The organism is Lysobacter sp. TAF61, assembly GCF_052113485.1.
Taxonomy (GTDB): Bacteria; Pseudomonadota; Gammaproteobacteria; order Xanthomonadales; family Xanthomonadaceae; genus Lysobacter_J.
The window spans coordinates 325,580-350,298 of sequence record NZ_JBFRDH010000005.1 but is presented as its reverse complement, the minus strand read 5'-3'; the positions used below and the strand labels follow the sequence as shown (position 1 = coordinate 350,298).

The window sequence follows — 24,719 nt, the reverse complement described above, 5'->3', positions numbered from 1 at the left end:
CCGGCGCGCACGCCGTGCGCGCCGCGCTCGCGGTGTCTACTTGTAGGTAACCGCGATGTCCGCTGCCGTCGTGTTCTGCTTGAACACGCGCGCAGTACCCATTCCGGAGATCGTCACGGACGTCTCCGACTCCCAGCGTGCCTGCACCGGTACGTCGCCGCCAAGGATCAGGGCGTTGCCTGGGATATTGGCGAGGCTGGCGGATTTTGGAAGGACCGAAACCTGCGTGTTGGCAGCCGTCGTCGCGCCGCAGTTGCGGTGGAACACGACCACGCGTGAGTTCCCGCTCGGGGACGGAACGACCGCCACCTGTTCGTTTTTGCATTTCTCGCCACAGCCCGTGGCGCCTGCCAGCAACGCGAAAACGAGCAGGAAGGTGAGTGGGAGCTTCATGCGCGTCCGGCCTCGGATGGGGATCAGCCAGGCGATAGCGTCGCCGGCCGCAGTGATGGCGTCGTGAATGACGGTGATGCCATGACAGTCGATGCGCCCGCTTTCATCACATCGGGCCCCGTCACGCCTGTTTAACATGGCCTGGTCGGACGATATGTCCGCCCCATTCCCCGGAGTCCCCATGAATCGCCTGCAGTCCTGCATGCTTTGCTTTGCCTTGACCGTTGCATTGGCCCCGATCTCGCTCACCGCGGTGCACGCCAGTGAGCCCGACGGCCAGGTGCAGGTGTCGAAACCTGCGACATCGCTGCCGGGCAAGCGCTATGCGTGGGTGGACATGCCGCCACAGCTGGCGGCCGAATTCGACAAGCGCGTGCAGGATCCCAAGTTGCGCCAGCGCTTGCAGGCGTCGCTGGACAAGGCGCTGCAGGCCAAGGGCTACACGCGCACCGATGACCTCCGCCAGGCCGACATCGCAGTGGCTTACCGCGCAGGCGTCCGCGATACCGAAGAGACGACGGTTCGCGACACCGGTCTGGCGAGCGCGAACGAGACTGCGGTCGAATGCAAGGCGGGCGGCTGTTCGCAGATCGTCACCCAGGGCGCCAATGGCGTGCCTGAGGTGAAGCTCGACACGAAGGAAATGGTCGAAGGCGGGTTGCTGGTGGAAGTCCTGCAACCGGGCGACATCCGCGTGTTGTGGCGCGCGCTGTACCGCGGTTCGGTGCGGGCCAAGGCCGGCCACAAGGTCAATCTGGACTCCATTGCGACCCAGACCCTCGCGCAGCTTCCCGGCGCGCGCTGATGCAGCGGCGCGCCTGCCTCTACCAGGACCGCGACAGGCTCAACACCAGGGCCGAATGATCGACTTCCGTTGAGGGGTAATAACGCGCCTCGTCGCCATCGCCTGCCACCCAGGCGATCTGCAGATCGCAACCGGCAATCCCGGCGCCAACGCCAGCGCGCAGGTCCAAGTGCTGGCGCTGCAAGCCGGGGAAGGACTCGGCGGTGGTGTCATGGTCCAGCCAGCCGGCATGCCCCGTCAGTCGCACGCGATCGGTCAGCGGGTAGGTGCCATTGACCTCCAGGTACAGCGCATCGGAGTCGTCGCCGAAGTATCGATGCGCGTAGTACAGGCGAACGCTCACGCGCTCCCAGTTCAGCCCGACGTGAACCTCCGGATAGTCGTAGCCGGTTGCATCGAGGAAGGCCGCGTACTCCACGCCGAGCTCCCAGCCAGTGCCATTGCCGAACCGACGCGCAATGCCCAGGTAGGGCAACAGCTGCACATCGTTGCCGCTGTCGGGATCGGGACGCGCGCTTGATGCAAGGGCGCCAAGGAAGAAGCCATCCGCGCCGTCCCAGGCGACGCCCAGCTGCGCTGCCGGTCGGTCATCGCTGAGGGACACACCGCGAAAACGGTAATCGGAAACGACCGCGCCGCTGCCCGAGACCTGGGCGCCGGCTTCGGAGGCAAACGCGATAGCGAGCAGTGCGATGGTGCCGTGCGGCACGGAAGCATCTCAGCGGCGCGGCCTCGAGCTGGTGGTCGATGATGCCGAGCAGTCGCATGCGCAGCGCTGTGTCACGCGCACGACCGCGGCGCACGCATCGATCGGTTCCGGCCGCCTCGCCGCCAAGCCTAGCTCAAGACCCGGGGCGAGGGCAGCGCGCACTTGTGCCGGCCCCGCCGTGGGCGCCAGTTCACGCAGCAGGGCCACCAGCCCGCTGACTTGAGCGGCAGCGAACGAGGAGCCAGACACCAGGCTCCAACCGCCGCCGCTCGTGGTGGCCGGGATGGCGCGGTCCGGCGCCAGCAAGGCCCCCGGCGGAACCTGCCTGCCCTGTTCACCCGCCACTGCCAGCACGTCGCGGTGGGCTGAGGGAAATCCACCATCCGGGCGACGCGGATCCACCGCCGCGACCACGCTGGTGCCCTGCGCGAACGCAACGTCCAGCAAGCGGCCGAGCAATGGATCCGCCGGCCCGCTCAGGCTGAGGTTGAGCACCTGGACACGCGAGTCGATCGCAAACTGCAGGGCCTTGGCCAGCGTGAAACTGCTGCACACCACCTGCGCAGGTTGCTGCCCCCAGCACGCCCGCAATGCCAGCAGCCGCGCCTGCGGGGCGACGCCGGTGATGCCGATGCCATCATCGCTGCGTGCACCTATTATCCCGATCACTTCAGTCCCGTGCGCCTCTGCAGGAGACACGCCGCTGCCGACGAAGTTGCGCGTGATGATGCCGCGCCCACGCAGGTCGGGATGGCTGAGGTCGACGCCGGTATCGACCGCGGCGACGGTAACGTTGCGTCCGGTCGCCAGGGCATGCAGTTCGCGCAGGTGCCAGCCAGTGACCGCAGGTTGCGCGGCAGACAGCGGATCGCCATCGGCCAATGCATGAAACAGGCCCATCGGTTGCGCCGATTCGATCCGCGGGTCGGAGGCGAGCTGCTGCACCACCTGCTCGCGTGCGCTGCGGCTGCTGGCTTCCATCACGAAGCAGTCCAGGCCGAGCGCCGGCATCGGCCAATCGTCAATGAGCTGCAGGCCGTGGGCCTGGGCAATGGTGCGCGCTATCCTTCGCCGCGCCTCGCGACCGGGCGCACTGCGGTAGTTGCCGGCGTAGTCCGCGTCGGGGCGAAGGTGCGGCGGTGGCACACGAAGCATGACCAGCAGCTGGCGATCGGTCTGCGGCTGCGAGTCGGGTTCGACCGCGTTGCTGGCAGCCGGCACGGCGGCAGGAATGGCCGCCGCGACGGGAGTCACGACACCCAGGACCAGCGCGGCTGCCAGGAGCGCGCGCATGGTCAGCGCCGCTCGACCGGTTCGAGACTTTCCACGAGCGTCACGCCATCGGCAGCGCGTAGCGCCGCCCGCACCTCCGGTTCGCGCGACGCGGGCACGGCCAGGACATAGGCGCCGGCCTCGTTCGGTCCGTCCACGATCCTGGCCTGGCTGGCCCGCAGGAGCTGCTGCATGCGGGCGTGCTCGATGTGCGGGTCGAACACCACGACCAGGTGTCGAAGCCCTGCGTCGGCGATGCCGGGCGCCGGCGTGTCGCCAAGCGTGCGGTACATCGCTGGCGCGGGCAGGTCTGCGCGATACGCAACGATGCCGAGCATGGCTAACGCCAGCGCGCACGGAACCGCCACCGCAGGACGCAACCACGCCGACAATCCGGACCATGCCTGGCGTGTGCGCGCGGCCATTGAGCGGGCGGGTCGGGAATGGGGCGCCTGCAGGCGTTGGCGCAGGCGAAGGAATGCCGCAGTCGGGTCGGGCGATGCGTGCTCCGCGGCGCGCGAAGCGGCCAGGCCGCGGAGCAGCTCGACCTCGCGCTGGCATTGCGGGCACTGGCCAAGGTGACGCTCGACGCGTGCGTGCTCGCCCTCGTCGAGCGTGCCGTTGACGTACCACGGCAGCAGACGGTCCGCCTCGTTGTGCGCCGAACCTTCGAAACGAAGAATGGTCACATGGCCTCCTCGCGGCTCCCGCCCAGCAACTCCCTGAGCCGACGCCGCGCATAGAACATCCGCGTCTTCACCGTGTCGACCGGGCAGTCCATGACAACCGCAATCTCGCGACAGGCGTAGCCCAGGTAGTACGTCAGTTCAATCGCCGCGCGCTGTTCGGCCGACAGAACGCGCATGGCCTGGTCGAGCATGGCGTGGACATCGCGTCGCTGCAGTTCGGCATCAGGCTCGAGTTGCGTCGACGGCAGCGGCTCGTCATCGAGCGTCCCGGCGTTCAATCCATCCGATGCCTGCCGCAGCGCCTTGAGCGCCTGCCGATAGGCGATGCCGAATATCCACGTCGATACCTTCGCTTCCGGGTCGTAGGTGTGCGCCCTGCGCCATACCACCAGCATGGTGTCGTCGAGGATCTCCTCGACCAGCGCCGGCCTGCGCGTCATGCCAAGCAGGAAGCGGCTCAGGCGCGGATGGTAGAGCCGGTACAGGACCTCGAAGGCGTCCATCTGTTCAGCCGCGACACGGCCCATCAGGACAACCTCGTCCATGCGGCCCTGATCGCCGCGTGCTCCGCCCTCTATGCCCGGTCCAGCGGCCACCCTGTGTCCTCATGCGCGCACGTCGTCAATACCGTGGACGGCGCGGTCGGTTCAATCGTGTGCGTGGCGATTGTGGGCCTGGGGCACGCACCCGGTTGTTACGCGTGCGTGAGCTTGAACCGGATGTGGCCATGCCGGCATGCACTCCCTGCAGCGCCGGGCCCGCGCTGCCGCGACAGCTTTCCCGCACACAATCCCTGCAACAGGAGCCTGGACATGAAGTCATCAGCCGTTTTCTGCGCGCCCCTGGCATTGGCAATGGTGGTCGCCTTCGCGGCCGCACCCCGAGCCGAGGCCGCCGGCGTTCGTTACGCGCAGCGCAATCTGGTGTCGGACGGCGCCATTCCCGCCGAACGCACCGATCCGAACCTCGTCAACTCGTGGGGCGTGGCGTTCAATCCGTTCGGCTTCGTCTGGGTGGCCGATGCCGACGCGCACGTGTCCACGCTGTATGACGGCGATGGCAACGTGCAGTCGCTGGTCGTGCAGATCCCCACGGCAACCACCGCTGACGGTGGCGAGCCGACCGGCATCGTCTTCAATGCCTCTGGTGCCTTCCTGGTGAGCCAGGGCGGGCTGTCAGGGGCTGCACGCTTCCTGTTTGCCACCGAGCAGGGCGTGATCGCCGGCTGGGCGCCCAACGTCGATCCCACCCACGCCATCCGCGCGGTCAACAACTCCGCCACCGGCGCCAACTACAAGGGCCTGGCGCTGAGCGCGGGCGGCGCCGGGCAACTGCTCTATGCGACCGATTTCTTCCACGCCCGAGTGGATGTGTTCGACAGCACCTTCAAGCCGGTCGCACTGCCGTCCGGGGCATTCACCGACCCTGGCATCCCGCGCGGATTCGCACCGTTCGGAATCCAGGCCATCGGCGGCGACATCTACGTGACCTACGCCAAGCAGAACGCCAGCATGACCGATGAAGTGCGTGGTCCCGGGCTGGGCTACGTCGACGTGTACACGCCCACCGGCAAGCTCATACGTCGCATCGCCACGCGCGGCACGCTGAATGCGCCTTGGGGCATCGCGCTGGCGCCGGCGGATTTCGGGTCCTTCAGTAATGCGCTACTGATCGGCAACTTCGGCGACGGCCACATCAATGCCTATGAGCCCGTCTTCGGCATCCCGCTTGGCGTGCTGCGCGACAGCCATCTGCGACCGATCGCGATTGACGGCCTGTGGGGCATGGCATTCGGCAACGGCATCGCCAATCAGCCGGTCAATACCCTGTTCTTCGCATCCGGTCCGGATGACGAGGAGCATGGCCTCTACGGTCGCCTGGACGCGATTCCGTAGCCCTGCAGTCCTTCATGGACGACCGACGCCGGGTGCTCGAGGGCGCCCGGCGCGGCTTTCGCGCAGTGCACCGCGCAGCCGCCGCAGCGGCGACTTGAGCGGCAGCGCGAACCTGCGATAGAAGTACGAGACCACGCGTCGCGACATCGGTACGCGCCGCGCCAGGCCTTCCTCGATCGTGTAGATGCACGGTGCGCAGATCCCGCAGGGGCGGCCACGCAGTGGCGTATGGCAGAACCACGTCATGTCCATGACCGCGCTCCAGCCATCGGCACCTGCGCGCCGGTCGATCCCGACCTTGTCGATGTGGAACAGTGGAAAGCCGAAATAGCGGAACAGCCGGAACTCGGGTGTATCGGCGTGGCGCGGGTCGACGCGTACGCTGCGGTAGCCGTCGGGATGGTCGAACTCCAGCGCATACGGACGCACCAGCGCCTGCACCTTGTCATCCACATGCACGCCAAGTTCGATCTGATCGATCGCGTTGTGCTTGCAGAACGAAGGCAGCCACGCGTACTGGCTGCCGATGAAGACCCGCTGGCGGATCTCACGCAGCGCCGCGGCAATCTCTTCGTCGACCATGACATCACGAACCGAAGCCACGCGGATCGGGTGAAGAAGCTCGCGCACGTGCGGGTACGCGGCCCGCAGATGGTTGCCGATGCGCGCCATGGTCTGCAGCTCGATCGCGGTCGATGGCCGCGTCGGGTCTTCAAGGTAGTAGGGAACCACCGGAACGCGATGCTCCAGCAGCAGCTGCAGCAGCCGGAACGTCGAATCCCAGCCGCCTGTCCACAGCAGGTGGACTGCGCGTCGGCGCGATTCCCTGTTGGATGAATCCATCGGCTCGACCTGGCTCCGGTGCATCAGCGCTGAGCACATCGTATAGCGCATCGCGCGCCGTGAACGAACGCTGGATGACTGGCGTATTTTTCGGAACGAAGCGTGAACCACGCAACAGCGAATGTGGATGATGAATACGCCGCAGCCGCGATGAAGCGCGATCACATCCACGTCCGGTGAAGATTTGCGCGAAATTGCGACGCGTTGGTCAACGTCGAGTGAAATATGACATCGACACGCGAAGTATGCTCCGGCCAAACTTCTCCAAGGTTGGGCGCATGACATTGCTGAAGAACCCGAGCGAACAGGACTCGTCATCCGCCGAGGCCGACGCGATCCGATCAGACGCGATCCAGACCGGCGGTTGGGACAGGCAGAGCTTCTGGCGGTTCGCCGACAAGGCGAAGGAGGCAACCGAAGCGCTGGCCGCGCAGAAGATGCGGGTGCTGCCGCACTTGTCGATCGACGAGCTGCGCCTGGTCTGCACGCAGTACCGCTTCTTCACCATCGACTACATCAGCGACCTGGCCCTGCTGGTGGCGAAGCTGCCATTCGGCGGCCTGCGCAGCCTGCTCAGCGAGATCCTTGCCGAGGAACTCGGCGAGGGCAACCCGGCCAAGGCGCATCCGGCCATCTACGACCGCTTCCTCGCAACCATTGGCGTGGAACCCGCGCAGCTCGAACGCTGCCTGCCGGCCAACCGCGCCAACCTGGACAGATTGACGCGGCAACTGGCTGCGCGGGGGTCTGCGTTCGGTGTGGGATTGCGCGGAATGGGCGGCGAGTGCCTTTGCCAGACCTACCTGTCGGTCATGTTCGAGCACCTGCAGACGCATCCGTACATGATCCAGAACGCCAAAAGCATCGACTGGGAGTTCTGGACCATCCATACCGGCGAGCAGGACATCATCCACGGCGAACTCACGCGCCAGGCCATCGACGACTACCTGTTACATGAGCCCGAGTCGCTGTCGCAGCTGGCCCAGGGCTACGAATGCAGCATCACCGCGTGGAACCTGTTCTGGCAGAACATCTTCGCCGCATGCCGGACGACACCGGGCATGAGCCAACGTTGATGCCAACGATCAACCAGTTCCACCTGGCGTTCCCGGTCCGCGACCTGGACGAGGCGCGTCGCTTCTACGGCGGCGTCATTGGCTGTCCGCAGGGCAGGAGCGATACCCACTACCAGGACTTCGACTTCTTCGGTCATCACCTGGTCGCGCATATCGGCGGCGATGAACGGCCATTGCTCGACAGCCAGTTCGATGGCGAGGCGGTGCCGGTACCGCACTTCGGCATGAACCTGGACCGAGAGTCGTGGGAGACCCTCGCCAGGCGCCTGACGACGGCCGGGATCGAGTTCGCCGAGGCGCCGCACCTTCGGCTGAAAGGCAAGCCGGGGCAGCACGTGACCATGTTTCTCTTCGATCCATCGGGGAATGCGCTAGAGTTCAAGTCGTTCGACGATCCGGAACAGACTTTCATCCCCTGAGCGCGGAACGACATGCGTGACGCAAACCAATACGGTGCGGCCGGTGTGTCCGGCGCCGGCGGCACGCGATCGGCGGCTGCCAGCAACGACAAGCTGCACGTGCTGCATTCATGGTCGGCGCATGGCGCGCTCGATCCGCTCGTCGTCACGGGCGCCGAGGGTGTCCATTTCAGCGACGAGAGCGGCCGCCGCTGGCTCGACTTTTCCAGCCAGCTGGTCAACGTCAATGTGGGTCATCAGCACCCGAAGCTCATCGCCGCGATCAAGGCCCAGGCCGAGAAGCTGTGCACGGTGGCGCCATACCACGCCAACGAGGCAACCAGCGAAGCCGCGCGCCTGATCGCCGAAGTCGCGCCCGGCGACTTGAACCGCGTCTTCTTCACCAACGGTGGCGCCGAGGCGATCGAGAACGCGATCCGGATGGCCCGCCTCCACACCGGTCGCCACAAGGTGCTGACCGCGTATCGCAGCTACCACGGCGCGACTGCGGGTGCGATCACCGCCACTGGCGATCCGCGACGCTGGGCGTCCGAGCCTGGTGCTCCCGGGTTTGCCAGGTTCTGGGGGCCGTATCCGTACCGCTCCGCATTCCATTCCAGCGATGCGCAGGAGGAATGCGCGCGTGCCCTCTCGCACCTGGCCGACACCATCATGGTCGAAGGCGCAAAGGGCATTGCCGCGATCGTGCTCGAACCGGTGGTCGGTTCCAGCGGGATCCTGGTTCCACCCGACGGTTACCTCCAGGGCGTGCGCGCGCTGTGCGACGCGCACGGCATCATGCTGATCGCCGACGAGGTGATGGCGGGCTTTGGTCGCTGCGGCGAGTGGTTCGCCATCGATCACTGGCGCGTCGTACCGGACCTGATCACCTTCGCCAAGGGTGTCAATTCCGGTTACGTCCCGCTCGGTGGCGTGATCATGAGCGATGCGATCTCCGCCAGCTTCGAATCTCGCGCCTATCCGGGCGGTCTGACCTACGCGGGCCATCCATTGGCTTGCGCGGCGGCCGTTGCCTGCATCGGCATCTACCGCGAGCAAGGCACCATCGGGCACGCCAGGCGCCTGGGCGAAGAGGTGTTCAAGCCGGCACTGCAGGCGATGCGCGACGACCGCCACCCGTCGGTGGGCGACGTGCGTGGACTGGGCGCGTTCTGGGCGATCGAGCTGGTCCGCGACCGCGCCACCCGCGAGCCGCTCGTTCCGTTCAATGCCGCCGGCGCCGACAATGCACCGATGGTCGAGTTCGCAAATGCCTGCAAGCGCCAGGGCCTGTGGCCATTCGTCGTGGGCAACCGCGTGCACGTGGTGCCGCCGTTGATCATCGACGAGCAGACCCTGCGCGACGGCCTGGCGATCATCGACGAGGCGCTGGACGTCGCTGACCGCTATTGCGTTGGATGAACCCCGGGAATGGGCCCACCACACGGACCATCACACGGCCGTACCGATCACCACGCCCTGTTCGCGCAGTGCCAGCAACAACTCATGGCCTTGCTCAAGCATCCAGCCGGGATCCGCGCCGGCTTCGGTGGCCAGCGCCTCGAGATGCGCGCGCCCGCTCCGTGCGTTGTCTTGCAACGACACCAGCAAGCCAAACGCCAGCGGTGCAATGCGGGTGAAGCGGACCTGATGCTCGTCGTCACGATGGACGAGCAGGGTCGTGGCAACTTCCGGTGCGATCAGCGGAACATGGCCAGGGCCGATGTCGGTGACCGGCCACCGGTAGGCCAGCGGTACCGATAGCGGCGACAGCAACGGCACGCCTTCGAACAGATCGCCGTCCGGATCGTGCGGCGGAAGTTGCGCGTCGCTGCTGAACAGGGACTGCTCGATCCATTCGTAATGCGCCAGTTCGGGCAGCCATTCCGGCAGGCCGGCATCGCTCGCGTGCCCATCGATGTAGCCGACGAATTCGGCGGCGACCTGCGTGAACAAGGGCGTGCGACTGCGATGCGTGGCGTAGAACGCCTGCACCAGCCCTTTCCAGCGTTGGTCGCCGAGCGTGCCGCGGATCACCGGGAAGCTGCCCGCAAGCAAGCCCTCGATCGCGCCCAGGAACAGTTCGCGATACACGCGAAGGCGCCGGTCCTCGATGCCGGGCGGAGGCGGGTTGGCAGCGGGATCGCGCAGATGCCGCGCCAGCGTGAACTGCTGCCCGCGAAGGCCTTCTTCATGCACGGGACTGCTCCAGCAGGCGATGACGGTCGTCGTGCGCGTTCTGCATCATGCGGATGCGCCAGGTTTCGGCCAGCAGTTCCGCAATCGGGGGAAAGTTGAAGTCGCGCTCCAGCAGCGTCGGTCGCACGCCGAAGCGGCGGTAGGCGCTGTCCAGCAGCGACCAGACGTCGCCCTTCACCGGCGCGCCGTGGGTATCGACCTTCAGGTCGTTGTCCTCATCAAAGTGACCGGCGATGTGGTACGAGGCGATTCGGTCAGGCGGAAGTCGCGCCAGGAACGCCTGCGGATCGTAGCCGTGGTTGATGGCGTTGACGTACAGGTTGTTGACGTCCAGCAGCAGGTCGGTATCGGCCTCGACCAGGACGGCGTTGATGAAGTCGATCTCGGCCAGCGCCTGGTAGGGCGCGGCGTAGTACGAGACGTTCTCTACGGCGATGCGCCGGCCCAGCACGTCCTGCACCTGGCGGATCCGCGCGGCGACGTGGCCGATGGCTTCATCGGTGAAGGGAATCGGCATCAGGTCGTAGAGATGGCCGTCGTCGGAGGTGTAGCTCAGGTGCTCGCTGTACAGCACGACATCGAAGCGTTCGTTGAACTCGCGGGTGCGCTTGAGCAGTTCCATGTCCAGCGGCTCGGTGCCGCCCAGCGACAATGACAGGCCGTGCGCGCTGATCGGGAATCGCGAAGACAGCTGGGCCAGTTGTTCGCCGAACCTGCCGCCGACGCCGATCCAGTTGTCCGGAGCCACTTCGAGGAAGTCCACCGCGCCATCGTCCATGGCCAGCAGTTCGGGGATCAGGCCGCGACGCAGGCCCAGGCCGGCAGACGTGGTTGCAGCGATGGTGTGCATGGGGCAAGCCTCGGTTGAAGCGTGCCCCGTCGTCGTCGACAACGGGGGCGCGCTGTAGTCCATGAAGCGGCGAAAGACTTACTTGCCGATCTTCGCGAACAGGCCGGCCGGCATCGGCTTGCCATTGGCCGCGTAGGTGGCCTTCAGGAAGTCGTAGGCCTCCTTCTCGGAGATGTAGCCATCGCTGTCGGTATCGAGCTTGGCGAAATCGCCGGCGCGGTCGCCGGCAACGGCGATGAACTCGGACTTGGAGACGCGACCGTCGTCGCTGGTGTCGGTCTTGGCGAACGAGGCATCGCCACACTTGCCTTCGCCGCACTTGCCCTCGGCGGTCTTGCTGGTAGCGGTGGCAGCCTTGTCGGACTTGGCACCGGTGGCGCCGCACTTGCCTTCGCCACACTTGCCTTCTCCGGCGGCGTGGCTGGCGGCCAGCATGTAGCCCTGCGACAGCGGCTGCATGGCGAACGCGGAACCGCTCAGGACGAGACCAGCCAGGGCGATGCCGAGCATGCCGACGGAATTGCGATTGTTGATACGGGACATTTCATTTCTCCAGGGGGTGGGGGTGGTGCGGGGTTGTTTGCAGGAAGCAATCAGGAAGTAATCAGGAAGCGATCACGAAGCGGTTGCCAGGACGTTCACGACGGCGTGACCAGGCCAGCAGACCCAGGCCGGCGACAGCAGTGACGCCACCGGACCACGGCAACAGCAGCGACACGGTCAGTCCCGTCGCGAACAGCACCAGGCCCCAGGCGGATTTGTCGGCAGGCGCGGTCAGCGATGCGGCGGGCCGATGCGCGTTGAGCAGGCGGTCGAGGCTGAGGCGGCCGCCGCCGTTGAGCATCAGCGGCAGCAACATCACCAGGTAGATGAGCGGCAGCTTGTAATTGCCATGCCCGGCATTGCTGATGGCGTAGCCCTGCCACAACTCGGACAGGCTCGACCAGTCGGACGGCCAGTGCACCGCGTAGATCGCAACGACTGTCAGCACCCACAGCGTGGCGGCCGCGTAGCGTGTGCCAAGCCCGACCAGCAGGGCGATGCTGCCAGCCAGTTCGAGCCAGGTGGCGAGCGTCCAGTTGACGTTGGCGCTCAACAGCGAGAACGGCAACGGGAACTTGTCGCCGAGGTCGGCGAACCAGTTGTCGCCGTGCAGCTTCTCGCGCCCGGCCTCGAAGAACTCCCACGCCAGCAGGACGCGCAGGCCGAGCGGGGACAGCCATTGGCCGACGCCATCGACGCGGGACAGCAGGGCGGGGGCGGGCTTGCGGTTGGACGTTGGCATTGCGGTTCCTCGTGGACGCCGTTGTTCTTCGGTGTCGCCATTTCGAGGCTTCGAGGTATCGCGCCGGTGTCGTGCAACCGGTCCTTTTGTCGCGAAACGTGGCCGCCGCTACCGCCGATACATTCGGATACAGATCCAGGCCCCCACCGGGCCAGCCCCTGAAACGACATCACCCCCGGATTGCTCCAGGGGTGATGGGGCGCAGCGGCTACGTCAGGTCAGTGACCGGCGCTCTGGCCGCCATCGACGTGGAGGATCTCGCCGGTCACGAAGCCGGCCGACTCCAGGTACAGCACCGCCTGGACCACATCGCTGATCTCGCCCATGCGGGCGACCGGATGCAGCGCGGCCAGCCATTCATGCGTCTCCGGCGCGTGCAGCGGCGTCTTGATGATGCCAGGAGAGACCGCATTCACGCGGATGCCGCGCTTGGCGTACTCGATGGCGAGCGACCGGGTGGCGGCGTTGAGGCCGCCCTTGCTAAGCGACGCCAGCACCGACGGCACGCCGTCGATCGCATGGTCGACCAGGCTGGTGGTGATGCTGACCACGTGGCCGCTGCCCTGCTTTTCCATGACCTTCAAGGCGGCCTGGGTAAGGTTGAAGAAGCCATCGACGTTGATCGAGAGCACATTGGAGTAGTCGTCGGCGCTGTAATCGGTGAACGGCTTGGCGACGAACACGCCGGCGTTGTTGACGACGGTGTCGATGCGGCCGAACCTGGCCAGCCCTTCGCTGATGATGCGTTCGGCCACGTCCCGGTCGGCGATGTCGCCGGCAATGGTCAGGATGTCCGGATCGTTCGATGGCTTGATCGAACGCGAGTTGGCGATGACGGCGTAGCCGCGGTCGCGGAAGGCCTGGACCAGGCCCGCGCCAATGCCCTGGGATGCGCCGGTGACGGCGACGACTTTGCGTGAAGTGCTCATGGTGGTTCTCGAAGTTTGGGGGGAGGGCGGAGCTGCCAGCGTGTGCTGGCATTTCCGTCGGGGCCCAATCTAGGAGCGAACCTGCGGCTTGCGAATCCACGGCGTCCGGCGATCACTCTTCCGCAAAACGGCGTAATGCCCGCCTAGGCCTTTGGAGACAGCCGCGCGAAGCTGGCGCGCAGGCGCGGCAGGGCGAAGTCGACGAATGCCCGGACCTTCGGCACCGACAAACGCCCTTGCGGCGACACCAGGTGGACCGGGATCAGTGCCGGCTCGACGTCGGCCAGGACCACCCGCAAGGCCTCGGCCTCGATTTCGGGACCCACGTGGTACGACAGCAGCCGGGTGACGCCGTGCCCTTCAACCGCGGACGCAACCGCGGCGCGGACGTTGTTGACCACCAGGCGCGGGGTGAAGGAAACCGAGCGGGCGATGGTCGAGCCTTCCGCCGGCGGGAAGCTCCAGGAATCGAAGCCCGAATGCGTCAGTGCAATGATCTGGTGCCTGGCCAGGTCGGCCATCTCCTCGATGCGCGGGTGTGCAGCCAGATAGCGCGGCGATGCCACGACGACCCGGCGTGCATCGCCGACGCGGTGCGCCACCAGTGTCGAATCGGCGAGGTGGGTGATGCGAAGCGCGAGGTCCATGCCTTCGTCGATCAGGTTGACCGGGCGCTCCAGCAGGTGCATCCGCACGGTGACGGTCGGGAACTCCTCCATGAAGGCATCCACGACCGGGCGCAGGATTTCCACGCCGGCGAACACGGTGGAGGTGATGGTCAGCGTGCCGCGCGGGACGGAGCGTTCGCCGGCAGCCTGGCGGTCGGCCTCCTCCAGGTCGGCCAGCACCTTGCGGCACGCCAGCGCATAGCGCTCGCCGGCTTCGCTGAGCTTGATCGAGCGCGTGGTCCGGTGCAGCAAGGGCACGCCGACGTGTGCTTCGAGCGATGCGACCGCCCTGCTGACCGCGGCCGGCGACCGACCGGTCCTGCGACTGGCGCCGGCGAGACTGCCCTCGTCGAGGGCAGCGATGAAGATCTTCATGGCCTCGATGCGATCCATAACCCCAGCGACTCTCCCGGAGCCGTCATGCCCGCAACGCGGTGGAGGCAAAGTCTGCCGCCGTGGCGGTTAGTGGCCGGTGACGCGGTGCCTTTGCTGTTTCGCTGGTGTGGTGGCTATGATCCGAGCCGTGCAGTCACTTATCGCCGCCGCCCTCGATGTCCTGGTATTCGTCGTCCTCGCATGGTGCGTGTGGCGCGGGCTGGGCAGGTCGATCCCCATTGCCGTGATCCCGATCGTGATTGGCCTGGTCATGGCGGCCACCGGTGTCGGCTCCCTCGGGCTTCCCTCCGCCCTCGGCGATGACATCGGCTGGGTCGGCGTGCTGCTGCTGGCTTTCACGGCCGGCATGGAGACGCGCCAGGAGGCGCATCTGCCCGCGCAAACCGGCACGGCATCCAATGCCAACGCTGGCAGGCTGCGATTCCTCACCAGTGCAGCGGTCGCACTGCTGCTGCCGTTCTGTGTCGGCACCGCTGCGGCGCACTTCTATTTCACACGCCTGCCTGGCTGGGACGCACCCCGCGGTGGCGAGTGGCTGGGATCGGTGGCGATTGGTCTTTGCCTGGCGGTCAGTGCGCTGCCGGTGCTGATCGGCATCGTCCGCGAACTGGGGCCGCTGCACCGCAGGCTCTCGCAGATGGCGCTCGGCATCGCGGTGATCGACGACGCGGTGTTGTGGGTCGGACTCGCCCTCGTCCTGCTCGTGGCCGATAACGGCTCGCTGCTGGACGGCGTGTCCGCCGAGCAGTTGGCGGCGCTGCTGTTGCTCGTTGTGCTGGCGACCGCGGCAACCCTGGTCAAGCGCCTGCAATTGTTGCCGCCGCGCTGGCTGGTCTGGGCGATCCTGCCGGTGTTCCTTGGCGCCGGCGCGTGGTCGACGTCGCAACTGGGATTGCATGCACTGCTCGGTGCCTATTTCGCCGGCGCGATGGTGCCGCAGGCGTGGGCGAGGCAGGTGCCGGTCGAGCGCATTGGCCAGGTCGCGCTGGTCGCCCTGGCTCCGCTGTTCTTCGGCCACAGTGGCCTGAAGATCGATGGCGACGTGCTGGGCTGGGCGTCGCTGCAGGCGTCCGTGGCGCTGCTGGTGCTGGCGGTGGTCGCCAAGCTCGCCGCGGTGCGGCTTTATCCGCCGGCACCGGGACTGCATCGGCGCGATGCCCTGGCGGTGGGCGCCCTGCTCCAGTGCAAGGGCCTGATGGAGATCGTGGCCGCTACCATCCTGCGCGACAAAGGGCTGCTCTCCGAACATGCGTTCGCGGCACTGGTGACGCTGGCGGTGCTGTCGACCTTGCTGACCGGCCCGGCGTTCCGCTGGCTGGTTCGCGAACGCGCCGTCGAGTCGCCGGGCCGCGAGATGGCCTGACGGTCAAAAGAAAAAGGCCCCTTGCGGGGCCTTTTTCATTATCGATATCGATATGGGGATCGAGATCCGGTCGCCGGCTCAGTGCCGCGGCTGCAGCAGCGCCGCACCTTCGGCCTGCCCCAGGTGCGAGGCCACCCGCGACCCGCGCAAGCCGTACCAGGCGATGTAGGCATAGCAGACCAGCGGCACCGCGAACGCCGCCTGGATGCCGATGCTGTCGGCCAGTGCGCCCTGCAGCATCGGCACGAGTGCGCCGCCCACGATCGCCATCACCAGCAGGCTGGACGCCTTGCCGGTCAGCGGACCCATGCCCTCGATCGCCGAGGCGAAGATGGTCGGGAACATGATCGAGTTGAACAGGCCGATCGCCAGCACGCTCCACATCGCGATGTGGCCGTGCGTGCTCATCGTCGTTGCCAGAAGCGCCGCGGCAACCACGGCGAACAACACCAGCAGCTTGCGTGCATCGATCACCGTCATCAGCGCCGCGCCGATGAAGCGGCCGACCATCGCGCCGCCCCAGTACCAGACGAGGTAGCGACTGGCGGTGGCTTCGGTCAGGCCGCCGATGTCGGGCTGGGCCATGTAGTTGATCAGGAAGCTGCCGATGGAGACCTCGGCGCCGACATACAGGAAGATCGCCAGCACGCCCCAGCGCAGGTGCGGGTGCTGCAGCGTCTCGCGGTAGGTGTGGTGATGGAGCTTGTCGCCGGCGTCGGTCGCCTCGCGCAGCGACGGGATGCGCAGCAGCAGCACCAGCGCCGCCATGGCGAGCAGGCCGCCGGCCAGCAGCAGGTACGGGATCTGCACCGACTGCGCCTGCGTGGTCTTGTAGGCCGTCAGCGCTTCGGGCGCCATCGCCGCCAGCTGGTCCGCACCCAGCACCGCGCCGGACAGGATCAGCGGGCCGATGAAGTACGGGAAGAGCGTCGTTCCCAGCGAATTGAGCGCCTGGGCGAGGTTGAGCCGGCTGTGCGAAGTGGCCGGGTTGCCGAGCAGGCTGATGTAGGGATTGGCGGCGACCTGCAGCAGGGTGATGCCGCTGGCGAGCACGAACAGCGCCCCCAGGAAGACCGCGTACGAAGGCAGGCGTGCGGCCGGGTAGAACATCGCCGCGCCCACAGCGGCGGTCAGCAGGCCAATGACGATGCTCGACTTGTAGCCGATCCGCGACACCACCGCGCCGGAGGGCAGCGACATCAGGAAGTAGGCGCCGAAGAAGGTGAACTGGATCAGCATCGTCTGCGCGTAGTTCATCGCGAACACGGCTTTGAGATGCGGGATCAGCACGTCGTTGAGACTGGTCATGCCGCCCCACGCGAAGAAGATCAGACTGATGATCGCGATGGTGACGGGGGTGGACAGCTGGCGTTGCGTCATGTGGGCTCCGCTGACAAAAAGGGTGGGCCTCAGTGGGCGCCCGGTGATTGGCTGGCTGCGGTCTGCTGCTGCCTGACGTGGGTCATTATGTTGGCGAAGGTATCGACCCAGTACTCATCGCGGTGCCGGGCCAGATAGTCCAGCAGTTCCTCATGTGCCTGCGCCGACGTGGTGAGGTAGTCGCCGCCCACGCCGTGAAAGGTCAGGCTGACCAGGCCATGCTTGCGCCGGGCCTGTTTGACCAGCGCGATCAACTGCTTGCCGGTCATCCCTTCGGTGGAGATTACCGGAACCGAGGCCGGGTCCATCGCCGCGACATCGGCCGTGACCGCATTGCCGCCGACGCGGACGCCACCTACTGCCAGCAGGCGATCGAGATCTTCTGCGCGGCGTTCGGCTCCATGGCCGGCGACCTCGTGCTGATGCACGGTGCCTGGGATGGCGTGTTCCTCGCCGGGGGCCTTGTTCCGAAACTGCTCCCCGCGCTGCAGGCGTCGTCGTTCCGCGCCCGTTTCGAAAGCAAGGGCCGCTTCTCGTCGGCACTGCCCCAGGTGCCTTCGCTGGCCATCGTGCACCCGAGCTCCGGGCTGCTGGGAGCGGCGGCGCATGCAGTGGAGATGTTCCAATCGGACGGTGCATGAGGCTAGAGTTGCAGTGCCATGAGCCGACTATTCGTCTACGGAACCCTCGCGCCCGGACGCCCCAACGCGCACGTGCTGGCCGACGTGGCTGGCACCTGGGAGCCGGCGACGGTGAGGGGCACGCTGTTCCAGCAGGGCTGGGGCGCGGCGATCGGCTTCCCGGGCATCGTTCTGGAGGCGTCTGGCGACGAGGTGCAGGGGCTCGTCTTCAGTTCGGATGAACTGGCCGACCACTGGGCGCGCCTGGATGCATTCGAGGGCGAAGGCTACCAGCGCGTGCTCACCTCGGCGACGCTCCGCGACGGGACGGTGGTGGACGCTTACATCTATCAGCTCAGCGACAGCCGTTGAGGCCTTGGGGCAACCAATGAGCACCCGAATGCCGCAGCGGATCCGCGGCGCATGCGCAGAACGCAGGCGCAGGGATGGTGGTGCGCCGGGGGCAACCACCCTGATGGAAGCGATGCGCGCATGACCTGGCGGTCCGCGGCGATCCGACCGTGACCAACATCACGACACAACGGTGATAGACTTCCGCGACTCGCCGGTGGCCTGAGCTTTCCTCCGGGCCCATCGGCGAGCAGGCCGCCCTTGTTTCTGACGGCGGGGGGCCGAAGGGGATCCAACGATTTGCAGCTTGCGTTGCCGCAGTGAAGCGGCGACGTCGTGTCCGTGCGCCGTACCAGGCGTCGCGGTGCTGTGGTCATGGGGTTCGCTTTTTCAGGACGGGCGCGTTTGCCCGGCTGATCAGTCCGTCAGGGAATCGTCGGGGGGCGGTTCGTGGCGGGTCAAGCCTGCGTCCCTGCGACACCTCAAGGTGAAAGGGGACATCGTGGGAATTTCGTTGAGCACGCGCCAGGCGTGGCGTCGTTTTGCGCAGACCATCGGTCTGCTGCTGTGCGCGGCCGCGCCGTCGGTTCAGGCGGCGTCCTTCACCGATGACTTCAGTTCATCGTTTGCCCAGGGCACTACTGTCACGCGCTCATTGGGCGGGCAAACGTTCACCTTCGCATTCGTCGGAAATGGCGATCTGGCGTGGGACAACGACTCCAGCCCGGGCAACCCGGCCCTGTCGGCCCTGTCGGCCCTGGAAGACCCCGCCATCGAGCGGGTCGACATCGCCCGCACCGACGGCGCCGACTTCGTATTCAATGGCATTCACGTCGACGTACTGATGGGTGCCACGACGACGGTTCAAGCCTACCGGAATGGCGCGATGGTCGGCGCCGCGCAGACCGTGTTCCCGGGGCAGAGTGTCGCGTTGAGCTTCGGCGCGATCGTCGTCGATGAAATCCGCATCTCCTCGAGCGACTTCTTCTCCACCAACTTCGACAATTTCATTGGCGACACCACGGTGCCTGCACCGCCGGTGGTCAGCGACAGCAACATCAGCATCCTCGGTGCGAGCGGTACCGGCGGTGCCTACAAGATCGGCGATACCGTCACCGCGCGCTGGAACAATTCGGCCGCCGGCGACAACAACGCCGGCGTCACCGGCGTGACGGTCGATTTCAGCCAGTTCGGCGGTGGCGCGGCTACGGCCGCGACCCTCAGTGCCGGAACGTGGACTGCGACCTACACGATCACCGCTGGCTCCATCGACACGGCCTCGCGCAACGTGAGCGTGACCGCGACCAACGCAATCGGCTCGACCACGCGGGCCGATACCACCAATGCCACGGTCGACAGCATTGCCCCCACCGTCACCGAGGGGCGCATCGGCATCTCCGGCGCAAGCGGCACCGGTGGCGCGTACCGGATCGGCGATACCGTCACCGCGACCTGGAACAACACCGCCGGCGGCGACAACAACGTCGACAGCATCAGCTCGGCGACGGTGAACTTCCTGCAGTTCGGCGGCGGCGCGGCGGTAGCGGCGACCAACAGCAGTGGCACCTGGACCGCCACCTACACTCTGGTCGCAGGCACGATCGACGCCGGCAACCGGAATGTGTCGGTCACCGCGACCGACAACGCCGGCAACGCCACCACCACGGCCGACGCCAGCAATGCCACCGTGGACAACGTTCGCCCCACCGCAAGCAGCATCGCCGTGAGTGGTACCCCGGCCGCGACCGCCACGAGCATGGCGTTCGCCGTGACCTTCAGCGAACCGGTCAGCAACATCTCCTCCGATGATTTCACCCTGGTGGGCACCGGTACCGCGTCGGGCACGATCGACAGCGTTTCCGCGGCCACGGGTGCCAGCATCAACGTCAACATCGTCGGTATCACGGGCAGCGGCACGCTGAAGGTGAACCTCAACGGCGGCACCGACATCGTCGATGACGCCGGCAATGCCGGCGTGGCCGGTTTCAGCGTTGGCTCGTTCCACACCGTGGCGGTTCCGACCGCGCCGGCTGCGCCGACGATCGGCACGGCAACGGCCGGCGACGGGCAGGCATCGATCACCTTCACCGCGCCCGGCAGCAATGGCGGGTCCGCCATCACCACCTACACCGCGACTGCCAGCCCGGGTGGCGCCTTCGGAACCTGCGCAGGGCCTGCGGCCTGCACCGCGACGGTCACCGGCCTGAGCAACGGCACGGCTTACACCTTCACCGTCACCGCGACGAACGCGATCGGCACCGGCGTGCCGTCGACCGCGTCCAACGCGGTCACGCCCAAGGCGACCCAGACGATCGCCTTCGGCAACCCCGGCGCGCAGGCCTTCGGCACGTCGCCCACCCTGACGGCCACCACGACGTCGGGCCTGACGCCGGTCTTCAGCTCGGCCACCACCGGCGTTTGCACCATAACTGGCGGCGGCGTGCTGACCTTCGTCACGGCCGGTGCGTGCACCATCGACGTCAACCAGGCGGGCAATGGCGCGGTCAACGCGGCGGCGACCGTCACGCACACCTTCACTGTCAACGCCGTGATTCCGGCTGCGCCGACCATCGGCACCGCCACCGCCGGCGACACGCAGGCCACGGTCACCTTCACCGCTCCGTCGTTCACCGGCGGCAACTCGATTACCGGATACACCGTGACAGCCAGCCCCGGCGGCGCTACCGGCATCGGCAGCAGTTCGCCGATCACCGTGGCCGGCCTGACCAATGGCGTGACCTACACGTTCAGCGTCACCGCCACCAACGCCACGGCCGGTACCGGTCCGGCGTCGGCGGCGAGCAATGCAGTGACGCCGGCCAGTCCGCAGGTGATCACCTTCGCCAATCCCGGCGCGCAGAACTTCGGCACGACGCCGACGCTGACGGCGACGGCGGACTCGGGCTTGTCCGTTTCGTTCACTTCGTCCACCACCGGTGTCTGCACGATCACCAGCGGTGGTGCGTTGACCTTCGTGGCGACGGGCACCTGCACGATCAATGCAGATCAAGCCGGCGACAGCAGCTTCCTGAGTGCGTCGCAGGTTTCGCGATCGTTTACCGTCAATGCGGTCGCGCCGGGCGCACCGACGGCGGCCGTCGCCACTGCCGGCGACACCGCTGCCAGCATCGCGTTCATTGCGCCGACCTATACGGGCGGGGCTCCGATCACTGGCTACGTCGTGACATCCAGTCCGGGTGGAATCGTCGCCGTGGGCGCTGGCTCGCCCCTCACGATGGTCGGTCTGACCAATGGCGTGCCCTATACCTTCACCGTGACGGCGACCAATGCGGCCGGTACCGGTTCGGCATCGGCCGCTTCCAACTCGATCACTCCGGCTGCCACCCAGGCCATCACGTTCAACAATCCCGGTGCGCAGAACTTCGGCACGACGCCGACGCTGACGGCCACCGCCGACTCGGGCCTGACGCCCGTGTTCACCTCGTCCACGACCGGCGTGTGCACGATCACCGGCGGCGGCGCGTTGACCTTTGTCGCCGCTGGCACCTGCACGATCAATGCCGACCAGGCCGGCAACGGCAGCTACCTCGCGGCCGCGCAGGTCAGCCGCAGCTTTGCCGTCAATGCAGTCGTGCCGGGCGCCCCGGTGATCGGTGTCGCCAGCGCTACCGGACCGGGCTCGGCGAGCGTGAGCTTCACCGCGCCGGGCTTCACCGGTGCAAGCGCCATCACTGCCTACACCATGACCTCGTCCCCGGGCGGCGTCACCGCGACTGCCACCGCCTCGCCTGCTGTCATCACCGGCCTCACGCCGGGAGTGACCTACACGTTCACGGTAACGGCCACCAATGCGGTAGGCACGGGCGCAGCTTCGGCCGCATCCAACGCGGTTGTTCCCATTCCTGCACTGGCGGTGTCGCCGGTCAGCGCAACCATTCCGTATTCGGCGGGCGCCACTGCCATCACGCTGGATATTGTCGGCACTGCGGCTTCGGTAGCCATCGACACCGCGCCCGCGCATGGCACGGCCGTGGCGAGTGGGACCACCATCACTTACCAGCCCAACGCCGGCTATGCCGGTGCTGACAGCTTCAGCTACACCGCCACCGATCCCTACAGCACGACGGCGCCCGCCGCGATCAGCATCACCGTCGCCAACGCGACCGTGGCCCTGGCCGCGACGGCAACGCCGGGCGCAGTGGGCGGCACGCCGTACCACCATCAGTTCAGCGCCAGCGGCGGCACCGGCCCGTATTCGTTCCAGCTGCTCTCGGCGAACCTGCCTGCCGGTATGACGTTGGCGGCAAACGGCGAGCTGTCCGGCACGCCGACCGTGGCAGGCACCTTCAACCTGACCGTGAAGGTGACCGACAGCAGCACCGGTACCGGACCGTTCTCGGACCAGCGCGTCTACACCCTGGCCGTTGCCGCACCGCAGCTGGCGTTCGCGCTCAGCGCATTGCCGCAGGCCACGCACGGCGCCGCATACGATCAGCCGCTCGATGTCTCCGGCGGAACGGCGCCGTACGCGTTTGCGATCACCGCCGGCGCGCTGCCTGCCGGCTTGACGCTGGACGCTGCCGGTCGACTGTCCGGTGCGCCCGAGCAGGCGGGACACTACGCCTTGACCGTCCAGGTGCGCGATGCCTATGGCTTTGCCGCCAGCCAGGCGTTCGACCTGCAGGTCGAACAGGCCGCGCAGGTCATCACCGCATTCGTGGCCAATCCCGATGCGCCGGTATTCGCGCACAACGGCCACTTCGCGGTGTCGGCGACCGGTGGCGCATCGGCCAATCCGGTGGTGTTCGCCAGCAGCACGCCTGCGGTCTGCCAGGTCAGTGGCGCAAGCGTTGCGATGCTGTCGGCGGGCGTGTGCGGCCTGTCTGCAAACCAGGCCGGTGACGCGAACCACGCCGCCGCTGCCCCGGTCGTGCTGGAAGTGACGATCGCCGCAGCCGCACCGACCCTGCAGTGGGTCGACGGACTGCACAAGGTGTACGGCGAGCCGAGCTTCGAATTGCCAGAGCCGCAAAGCGACAGCGGCGGCAGCTTCACCTACAGCAGCGACAACGCACAGGTGGCCACCGTGAGTGGCCGCACCGTGACGCTGGTCGGTGCCGGTACGGCCGTCCTGACCGCCACCCAGGCTGCTTCGGGCAGCTTCACCGCCGGCTCGGTGCAGATGCGCCTGGTAGTCGACGACCGGCCCGATCCGGCGCGCGATGCAGACGTGGTGGGCGGGCTGCAGGCGCAGGTCGATGCCAGCGTCCGTTTCGCGGCCGCGCAGCAAGGCAACATCCGCGGTCGCCTGCGCCAGGTCCGCAATGGCGACAACGCATCGAGCACCGCACTCTCGCTGGCCTATGTCGGCGAACCCGGTTCGCAGGGCATGGCGATGCCTGTCGGCCAGGCCGTCGGCGGCCGCTGGCCGATGCTGGCCAATGGCTGGGGCATATGGGCCGCGGGTACGGTCAACGTCGGCCGGAGCGGGGACGGACAGCGCTACGACTTCCAGACCGACGGTGTCTCCTTCGGCGCGGACCGGGCACTGGGCGACCACGCCCTGATCGGCCTGGCCGGCAGCATGGCCAAGCACGACGGCGACGCCGCCGGTTCGGTATCGAGCGTGGATGCAGACCAGCGCTCCCTCACGCTGTACGGCCTGTGGGGAGCTGGCGAGCACTTCTACGTGGATGGCCTGCTGGCCTACGGCCAGCTCGACTTCGACCTGGTTCGCTGGAGCGAGGCGGCCGGACGCGCCGCGAACGCACAGCGCGATGGCGATCAGCTGTTCGGATCGTTGAGCCTGGGCTACGAGCATCACGGCCCCAACGGATTGTCGCTGACCGGCTATGGCCGCCTGGACGGCAGCCGCACCACCCTGGATGCGTATCAGGAGAGCGGGCTGGGCATCTACGATCTCGTCTATCGGGAGCAGACGCTGCAGAACACCTCGATGGCCGTTGGCCTGGAAGGCAGCTACGAGTTCGCCGGAAGGAACGCGCGCCTGCGTCCTTTCTGGACGGTCGAGTACACGCAGGCGCTCGAAAACCAGGGGCTGGCGCGCATCAACTACGCGCAGCAGCCGGTTTCCAGCGACTATGGCCTGCGACTGCGCAGCTACTACGACGATCTGTTCTCGATCGGCGCCGGCATGGACATCCGACTGCAGACGGGCTGGCTGTTCACGCTGCTCGTCGGCCACGAGCAGGGCGGCAACTCCACGAGTGCCAACAGCGTGGGCGTGTCGATTTCGTACGGCGCGGGAGCTGCCCGTCCTGCATCGGCGCCGGCCTCGTCCGTCGCGGACCAGGAGCCTGCCTGCAGCGGGCGCCAGTGCCGTCGACAGGACGCGCGCTGATCGTCGCCATCAGGTACGGCGGGCAGGGGTGACCCCTCCCGCCGATGGCATGCCGCCATGCGCAACGCATGGCGGCGGGGTGCCGGGACCTCCCGGAGCCCGCCGGTAGGGTCATCCGCGCACGTGGCCCCCTGCGACCCCTGCGGTAAGTCATTGCCCCATAAGGCATTCCGCATTGCAGCAAGCCATTTCCCGAAACGCTGGGTAGAGTGCCCACATCCGTCCCGGGACCCCCTTAGACCTATGAATCGGCTGGCCAACATCCCCAGTGATGTT

22 protein-coding genes and 1 pseudogene are annotated in these 24,719 nt (G+C 67.0%); 9 read left to right on the top strand and 14 right to left on the bottom strand.

Features of this window, described 5'->3' with window-relative positions; all coding sequences use genetic code 11:
* Window positions 1-36: 36 nt before the first annotated feature.
* The gene (locus tag AB4Y64_RS13655; protein WP_441816995.1) at window positions 37-531 is read right to left on the bottom strand and encodes a hypothetical protein; all 495 of its coding nucleotides are present in this window, start codon (window positions 529-531) and stop codon (window positions 37-39) included.
* A 43-nt stretch (window positions 532-574) separates the two neighbouring features.
* Here AB4Y64_RS13655 and AB4Y64_RS13650 point away from each other — a divergent pair, with 43 nt between their 5' ends.
* Window positions 575-1,198, top strand: coding sequence for a DUF4136 domain-containing protein (locus AB4Y64_RS13650; RefSeq protein WP_441816994.1), 624 nt, complete (start codon window positions 575-577; stop codon window positions 1,196-1,198).
* A 19-nt stretch (window positions 1,199-1,217) separates the two neighbouring features.
* On the opposite strand, the gene AB4Y64_RS13645 is transcribed toward AB4Y64_RS13650, so the two are convergent.
* From AB4Y64_RS13645 to AB4Y64_RS13630, 4 genes are read right to left on the bottom strand one after another with little or no spacing between them, the layout of a single operon-like run.
* Complete coding sequence (locus AB4Y64_RS13645) at window positions 1,218-1,907, bottom strand: TorF family putative porin (RefSeq protein WP_441816993.1); 690 nt, start codon at window positions 1,905-1,907, stop codon at window positions 1,218-1,220.
* A 9-nt stretch (window positions 1,908-1,916) separates the two neighbouring features.
* Window positions 1,917-3,200, bottom strand: a complete 1,284-nt coding sequence (locus tag AB4Y64_RS13640) for a S8 family peptidase (protein ID WP_441816992.1) — start codon at window positions 3,198-3,200, stop codon at window positions 1,917-1,919.
* 2 nt (window positions 3,201-3,202) lie between these two features.
* On the bottom strand, window positions 3,203-3,868 hold the full coding sequence (locus tag AB4Y64_RS13635; protein ID WP_441816991.1) for an anti-sigma factor family protein: 666 nt from the start codon (window positions 3,866-3,868) through the stop codon (window positions 3,203-3,205).
* Window positions 3,865-4,413, bottom strand: coding sequence for an RNA polymerase sigma factor (locus tag AB4Y64_RS13630; RefSeq protein WP_441816990.1), 549 nt, complete (start codon window positions 4,411-4,413; stop codon window positions 3,865-3,867). The genes AB4Y64_RS13635 and AB4Y64_RS13630 overlap by 4 nt, the downstream gene beginning before the upstream one ends.
* A gap of 267 nt (window positions 4,414-4,680) precedes the next feature.
* On the opposite strand from AB4Y64_RS13630, the gene AB4Y64_RS13625 reads away from it, so the two are divergent.
* Window positions 4,681-5,763 carry a TIGR03118 family protein gene (locus tag AB4Y64_RS13625; protein WP_441816989.1) on the top strand — a complete coding sequence of 361 codons (1,083 nt, stop codon included), beginning with the start codon at window positions 4,681-4,683 and terminating at the stop codon, window positions 5,761-5,763.
* Between the two features lie 12 nt (window positions 5,764-5,775).
* Here AB4Y64_RS13625 and AB4Y64_RS13620 read toward each other — a convergent pair whose 3' ends face one another.
* Window positions 5,776-6,606 (bottom strand): hypothetical protein, encoded by an 831-nt coding sequence (locus AB4Y64_RS13620; RefSeq protein WP_441816988.1) that lies wholly within the window; start codon window positions 6,604-6,606, stop codon window positions 5,776-5,778.
* Between the two features lie 278 nt (window positions 6,607-6,884).
* Between AB4Y64_RS13620 and AB4Y64_RS13615 the strand changes: the two genes are divergently transcribed.
* The 3 genes from AB4Y64_RS13615 to AB4Y64_RS13605 are packed head-to-tail and all read left to right on the top strand — an operon-like array spanning window position 6,885 to window position 9,502.
* On the top strand, window positions 6,885-7,682 hold the full coding sequence (locus AB4Y64_RS13615) for an iron-containing redox enzyme family protein (protein WP_441816987.1): 798 nt from the start codon (window positions 6,885-6,887) through the stop codon (window positions 7,680-7,682).
* Window positions 7,682-8,101, top strand: a complete 420-nt coding sequence (locus tag AB4Y64_RS13610; protein WP_441816986.1) for a VOC family protein — start codon at window positions 7,682-7,684, stop codon at window positions 8,099-8,101. Before AB4Y64_RS13615 ends, AB4Y64_RS13610 begins: the two co-directional genes overlap by 1 nt.
* Before the next feature lie 12 nt (window positions 8,102-8,113).
* Window positions 8,114-9,502 carry an aspartate aminotransferase family protein gene (locus AB4Y64_RS13605; protein WP_441816985.1) on the top strand — a complete coding sequence of 463 codons (1,389 nt, stop codon included), beginning with the start codon at window positions 8,114-8,116 and terminating at the stop codon, window positions 9,500-9,502.
* 30 nt (window positions 9,503-9,532) lie between these two features.
* Here AB4Y64_RS13605 and AB4Y64_RS13600 read toward each other — a convergent pair whose 3' ends face one another.
* The 6 genes from AB4Y64_RS13600 to AB4Y64_RS13575 form a co-directional block, all read right to left on the bottom strand.
* A complete protein-coding gene (locus tag AB4Y64_RS13600; protein ID WP_441816984.1) occupies window positions 9,533-10,279 on the bottom strand; it encodes an HvfC family RiPP maturation protein in 747 nt (248 codons plus the stop codon).
* Window positions 10,272-11,129, bottom strand: coding sequence for an HvfB family MNIO-type RiPP peptide maturase (locus AB4Y64_RS13595; RefSeq protein ID WP_441816983.1), 858 nt, complete (start codon window positions 11,127-11,129; stop codon window positions 10,272-10,274). Before AB4Y64_RS13595 ends, AB4Y64_RS13600 begins: the two co-directional genes overlap by 8 nt.
* 78 nt (window positions 11,130-11,207) lie before the next feature.
* A complete protein-coding gene (locus tag AB4Y64_RS13590; RefSeq protein ID WP_441816982.1) occupies window positions 11,208-11,672 on the bottom strand; it encodes an HvfA family oxazolone/thioamide-modified RiPP metallophore in 465 nt (154 codons plus the stop codon).
* 61 nt (window positions 11,673-11,733) lie between these two features.
* Window positions 11,734-12,414: an HvfX family Cu-binding RiPP maturation protein gene (locus AB4Y64_RS13585; RefSeq protein ID WP_441816981.1), complete on the bottom strand. Its 681-nt coding sequence runs from the start codon at window positions 12,412-12,414 to the stop codon at window positions 11,734-11,736.
* A 218-nt stretch (window positions 12,415-12,632) separates the two neighbouring features.
* A complete protein-coding gene (locus tag AB4Y64_RS13580; RefSeq protein ID WP_441816980.1) occupies window positions 12,633-13,343 on the bottom strand; it encodes an SDR family NAD(P)-dependent oxidoreductase in 711 nt (236 codons plus the stop codon).
* A gap of 143 nt (window positions 13,344-13,486) precedes the next feature.
* Window positions 13,487-14,386 (bottom strand): LysR family transcriptional regulator, encoded by a 900-nt coding sequence (locus AB4Y64_RS13575; protein WP_441816979.1) that lies wholly within the window; start codon window positions 14,384-14,386, stop codon window positions 13,487-13,489.
* A 148-nt stretch (window positions 14,387-14,534) separates the two neighbouring features.
* Here AB4Y64_RS13575 and AB4Y64_RS13570 point away from each other — a divergent pair, with 148 nt between their 5' ends.
* Window positions 14,535-15,770: a cation:proton antiporter gene (locus AB4Y64_RS13570; RefSeq protein WP_441816978.1), complete on the top strand. Its 1,236-nt coding sequence runs from the start codon at window positions 14,535-14,537 to the stop codon at window positions 15,768-15,770.
* A gap of 78 nt (window positions 15,771-15,848) precedes the next feature.
* Here AB4Y64_RS13570 and fucP read toward each other — a convergent pair whose 3' ends face one another.
* Entirely contained in the window at window positions 15,849-17,150 is a 1,302-nt protein-coding gene (gene fucP / locus AB4Y64_RS13565; protein ID WP_441816977.1) for an L-fucose:H+ symporter permease, read from the bottom strand.
* A 29-nt stretch (window positions 17,151-17,179) separates the two neighbouring features.
* Window positions 17,180-17,404, bottom strand: a complete 225-nt coding sequence (locus tag AB4Y64_RS13560; protein WP_441816976.1) for a hypothetical protein — start codon at window positions 17,402-17,404, stop codon at window positions 17,180-17,182.
* Window positions 17,405-17,476: 72 nt separating this feature from the next.
* Here AB4Y64_RS13560 and AB4Y64_RS13555 point away from each other — a divergent pair.
* From AB4Y64_RS13555 to AB4Y64_RS13545, 3 genes and pseudogenes are all read left to right on the top strand, one after another.
* A pseudogene (locus tag AB4Y64_RS13555) lies at window positions 17,477-17,791 on the top strand (glucokinase); the annotation flags it as partial.
* Between the two features lie 18 nt (window positions 17,792-17,809).
* Window positions 17,810-18,142 carry a gamma-glutamylcyclotransferase family protein gene (locus AB4Y64_RS13550; RefSeq protein ID WP_441816975.1) on the top strand — a complete coding sequence of 111 codons (333 nt, stop codon included), beginning with the start codon at window positions 17,810-17,812 and terminating at the stop codon, window positions 18,140-18,142.
* A gap of 493 nt (window positions 18,143-18,635) precedes the next feature.
* Window positions 18,636-24,443: an autotransporter domain-containing protein gene (locus tag AB4Y64_RS13545; RefSeq protein WP_441816974.1), complete on the top strand. Its 5,808-nt coding sequence runs from the start codon at window positions 18,636-18,638 to the stop codon at window positions 24,441-24,443.
* Window positions 24,444-24,719 lie beyond the last annotated feature (276 nt).

Coding starts and splice junctions, on each gene's coding strand:
- AB4Y64_RS13655 (WP_441816995.1), bottom strand. CDS start 531: ATGTTAAACAGGCGTGACGGGGCCCGATGTGATGAAAGCGGGCGCATC.
- AB4Y64_RS13650 (WP_441816994.1), top strand. CDS start 575: ATGAATCGCCTGCAGTCCTGCATGCTTTGCTTTGCCTTGACCGTTGCA.
- AB4Y64_RS13640 (WP_441816992.1), bottom strand. CDS start 3,200: ATGCGCGCGCTCCTGGCAGCCGCGCTGGTCCTGGGTGTCGTGACTCCC.
- AB4Y64_RS13630 (WP_441816990.1), bottom strand. CDS start 4,413: ATGGACGAGGTTGTCCTGATGGGCCGTGTCGCGGCTGAACAGATGGAC.
- AB4Y64_RS13625 (WP_441816989.1), top strand. CDS start 4,681: ATGAAGTCATCAGCCGTTTTCTGCGCGCCCCTGGCATTGGCAATGGTG.
- AB4Y64_RS13620 (WP_441816988.1), bottom strand. CDS start 6,606: ATGGATTCATCCAACAGGGAATCGCGCCGACGCGCAGTCCACCTGCTG.
- AB4Y64_RS13615 (WP_441816987.1), top strand. CDS start 6,885: ATGACATTGCTGAAGAACCCGAGCGAACAGGACTCGTCATCCGCCGAG.
- AB4Y64_RS13610 (WP_441816986.1), top strand. CDS start 7,682: ATGCCAACGATCAACCAGTTCCACCTGGCGTTCCCGGTCCGCGACCTG.
- AB4Y64_RS13605 (WP_441816985.1), top strand. CDS start 8,114: ATGCGTGACGCAAACCAATACGGTGCGGCCGGTGTGTCCGGCGCCGGC.
- AB4Y64_RS13595 (WP_441816983.1), bottom strand. CDS start 11,129: ATGCACACCATCGCTGCAACCACGTCTGCCGGCCTGGGCCTGCGTCGC.
- AB4Y64_RS13590 (WP_441816982.1), bottom strand. CDS start 11,672: ATGTCCCGTATCAACAATCGCAATTCCGTCGGCATGCTCGGCATCGCC.
- AB4Y64_RS13585 (WP_441816981.1), bottom strand. CDS start 12,414: ATGCCAACGTCCAACCGCAAGCCCGCCCCCGCCCTGCTGTCCCGCGTC.
- AB4Y64_RS13580 (WP_441816980.1), bottom strand. CDS start 13,343: ATGAGCACTTCACGCAAAGTCGTCGCCGTCACCGGCGCATCCCAGGGC.
- AB4Y64_RS13575 (WP_441816979.1), bottom strand. CDS start 14,386: ATGAAGATCTTCATCGCTGCCCTCGACGAGGGCAGTCTCGCCGGCGCC.
- fucP (WP_441816977.1), bottom strand. CDS start 17,150: ATGACGCAACGCCAGCTGTCCACCCCCGTCACCATCGCGATCATCAGT.
- AB4Y64_RS13550 (WP_441816975.1), top strand. CDS start 17,810: ATGAGCCGACTATTCGTCTACGGAACCCTCGCGCCCGGACGCCCCAAC.